Annotated in this window: 4 protein-coding genes; all 4 read right to left on the reverse strand. The window is 54.5% G+C overall.

Annotation, left to right across the window (positions count from 1 at the left end; translation table 11 throughout):
* On the reverse strand, window positions 1-619 hold a 619-nt coding region (locus tag Q0239_RS05870; RefSeq protein WP_298599804.1), incomplete at its 3' end, for a hypothetical protein.
* Window positions 616-1488, reverse strand: a complete 873-nt coding sequence (locus tag Q0239_RS05875; protein WP_006018747.1) for a carbohydrate ABC transporter permease — start codon at window positions 1486-1488, stop codon at window positions 616-618. The genes Q0239_RS05870 and Q0239_RS05875, both read right to left, overlap by 4 nt.
* A gap of 32 nt (window positions 1489-1520) precedes the next feature.
* The gene (locus tag Q0239_RS05880) at window positions 1521-2882 is read right to left on the reverse strand and encodes an extracellular solute-binding protein (protein ID WP_006018746.1); all 1362 of its coding nucleotides are present in this window, start codon (window positions 2880-2882) and stop codon (window positions 1521-1523) included.
* Window positions 2842-3449, reverse strand: a 608-nt coding sequence (locus Q0239_RS05885; RefSeq protein ID WP_298599811.1) for a TOBE domain-containing protein, incomplete at its 5' end; no start/stop codon positions are given. The genes Q0239_RS05880 and Q0239_RS05885, both read right to left, overlap by 41 nt.

The following is a 3449-nucleotide window of genomic DNA, read 5'->3' on the forward strand; positions in this document are numbered from 1 at the left end:
ACACCGCCAGCGGCAGCGAAATCGCCAGGTGAGCGATTAGCAGGCCCCACAAGCTATCGGCTAAGCCAGCTATTCGGAACAAGGCGGACATCGGAATAACCAACATCAATGGCGGAAACATGTAGGCGAACAGCATGGACGCGACCAACGTCGTTTTGCCCCGAAACCGTAAACGCGTCGCTCCATAAGCAATGAATGATGACAGCGTCGTCGCCACGGCAATCGTAGCCATAGCCATCATGACGCTATTAACGAAATTCGCCGGATAGTTCGTAAGCTGCAAGAGTGACTTGTAAGAGCTTAGATCGGGTGGCCAGAAAACCAAGGATGAATCCAGAAATAGCTTTTCGGGCGACCTCAGACTGGAGAGGATCATCCAGTAGATCGGGAAGAAGGAATAGATGCAGATTAGCGCAACCGCGGCATACAAACCGACGCGGCCGGCAATCTGCTTCAGCGACTTGCCGTAATACCGCGTCGTTTTCCCGTGCGAGACTGAAGGTGTGGAGTCTGAGATTTCTCTTCCTGAGCCGCTAGAGCTATGCAACATCCGCACCGCTCGTGAACCAACGACGACAGCGGCAGCAGAGCGGGCTTGATTTTGAGTCGACATCGTCATCGTCCCTGCTTGGCCTCGTCGATCGGAAAAACCCTGAGGTAAATCAAGATAATGCTCGCCAACATCAAGAACGAGATGGTGGCGACAGCGGCCCCCCCTCCCAAGTCGAACTCGAGAAACGCTTTTCGGTAGGCCAACGTGGGAAGCGTCTCGGTTTCGTTGAGCGGTCCGCCCTTCGTTAGAAGCCAGATCACGTCGAACTTGTTGAACATCCAGATCCCTCTCAGGAGGATGACCACGATCAACACTGACCTCAATCCTGGCAGCGTGACATGCCAGAATTGCTTCATAACCCCTGCTCCATCGACCCGGGCCGCTTCATACAGTTGAGCCGGAATGGATTGAAGGCCGGCAAGAACACAGGTCACGACAAACGGCGTCCAGATCCAAACGCTAACAAGGACAATAGTCGCCTTCGCGCTCGTTGAATTACCTCCCCAATCGAACATCCCATATCCGAATGACGCGAAGACACTCTTGAGAAGGCCGTAGTTGGGATCAAGAATCCACTGCGTGATGAGGCAGGCGACGACCGTCGGAAGAAAATACGGCACGATTGACAGCGCCCGCACGACAGTCTGCCCCACAAACTGCCTATTGAGGACGAGCGCAATGGTGACGCCGAGAACGACTTGCAGCACGATCGCCGAGATGGCGATCGTGACACCGTTTAACAGCGAGCCCCAGAACAGCGGCTCACTAAGAACCTTCACGTAATTGCCAAGTCCCACCCACTGCGGCGGGTCGATGAACGACGCCGCTGTGTAGAAGGAGAGCTTTATCGAATAGAGGAGAGGTCCGCCAACAATTGTACCGAGTACCAGTACACCCCCGATGAACAAACCGATGATTCGCCAGTCCTGTCGCATAGCCTCGGGCCTCTATTCACCAGTTCCGATGCTCAGCCAATTTTTCGGATTCGATCGGCGGCGGCTTTCACGCAGTCGCTTGACGACATGTTCTTAAGAACCCGATTTTGCAGCATCTCCGGCATAATGTTCGCATCAAAGACCTTGCACGGTCGCAGATCAAACGACGGACCCGTCATATCTATTGAGTTAAGAACCGTCTTGCTGTCTTCATCAATGAACGACTTCATCTGCTCCATCGTCGCCCAATGCTTCTGAATCATCGGATGATTTTTCCACCGTGGATCTTCGTAAATGTCCAATCGCGCCGGTTGGAAATTCATCCAGGCGGAGTGCAGCCAGCGAATATAGTGCGCGTCAATAAACCATTGTAGAAACTTAAAGGCCGCCTCAGTCTGCTTAGTCTTGTAAAGAATAAAGCCATCGAAGGCGAAGGACAGTGCGTTCTGCTTACCAGCACTGTCTGGAGAAGCGAAAATACCATACTTGTTTGCGAGGTCCGGATTGCGAGCTTCCAGCGCCTCGACTACGCGGCCCGAATAGACGGTATGCGCAACCTTTCCCGTCGCGAAAAGACTCATCAGCTCAGCATAGCTGACCGTGTTCATGCCAGCCGGCATCGTTTTATAAAGATCGGCATATAGATCGAGAAAACGGCCGGTCGGTCCGGCATTCCCCGGCGCATCGAGAACGACGTTCCACTTGTCGTCATAAAACTTCGGCGCGTCTGCAAACAAGTTGCCGAAGCTCGCCCAGTTGGTGGCACTGTCACTCGCGAGCGGTATGACGCACCCCCCTCGCTCTATGTTGCCATCCTTCGCGACAGTCAGCGCCCGGCAATTCTCAAGGAACTCGGCCCATGTGTTGGGAACCTTCAGGCCCTTCTCCTGATACAGATCTTTTCTGTAGAAAACCGTCACCAAATTGTAGTCATAGGGATAGAACCAATTTTCTCCCTTATATGACCAGGTTCCCTGCTTCCCCCACGAATATTTTTTGACAAGATCCGTCAACGGCACGATGTGACCCGCCATCGCGTATTGCAAGATGTGCGCAATGTATCCCGCCGTGGCGATATCGTAAGGAGCGCCAGCATTGATGGCCGCCATCGACTTCGCATAACCACCACTAATCGGCGTCGAGTCGACGACGATTTTTACGCCGAACTTGCTCTCGTATTCATTGCACGCATCGCGCAAGGCCGATTGGCTCGCAGCAGTCGTTTCAGCGTTCAAAATGCGAAGCGTTACCCCGGACTGTGCGTTGACATAGGGCGCGGAAAGTGAGCCCGCGATGCCAGCCGCTGCACCAGCCGTCGTTTTGAGAAAACGCCGCCGATCGATGTCGCTCACGTTAGCCTTGGAACTCGGCGCGCCTAAGCTGAGCTTGTCCATGAAGTTCTCTCCCGTTGCCATTTTCGCCTTTCGTCGAGGTCCGCCTCAGTGTCTTGCCGCTCTCGCGCGAGAACAGGTGCAACTTCTCTTGAGACAAATTCACAAAAATTCGGTCGCCCGCCCTCAGCGCATCGTCCCGAGCAAATACCGCGCGGATTTTGTTGCCATCGATCTTACCCAGCACATAGGTTTGCGCGCCGATTTGCTCGACCAAGCCGACTACCAGCTCAAAAGCCGTGGAGGTTTCCGCGCGCTCGATGTGCTCGGGCCTAATGCCAAGCGTGACATCCCTTTCCGCTTCGGAGAATGACTGGGCAGGCAAGTTGACGCTCAAACCGCCGGAGCGCATTACGAGCGCGCCCCCGTCGCGCATCAACCCGCCATCAATCAGGTTCATCTCTGGAGACCCGATGAAAGTCGCCACGAAGGCGTTCGCGGGCCGATCATAAAGGTCAAGCGGACTGCCCGCCTGTTGGATGAATCCGTCACGCATGATCACGATACGATCGCCGAGCGTCATGGCCTCGACCTGATCGTGGGTAACAAATATCATCGTCGCGCCCAATC

Source organism: uncultured Sphingorhabdus sp. (genome assembly GCF_937872355.1).
Lineage (GTDB): Bacteria > Pseudomonadota > Alphaproteobacteria > Sphingomonadales > Sphingomonadaceae > Sphingorhabdus_B.

Bases quoted from the DNA above. Each gene is read 5' to 3' on its own strand.
- Q0239_RS05875 (WP_006018747.1), bottom strand. From the start codon at position 1,488: ATGCGACAGGACTGGCGAATCATCGGTTTGTTCATCGGGGGTGTACTG.
- Q0239_RS05880 (WP_006018746.1), bottom strand. From the start codon at position 2,882: ATGGACAAGCTCAGCTTAGGCGCGCCGAGTTCCAAGGCTAACGTGAGC.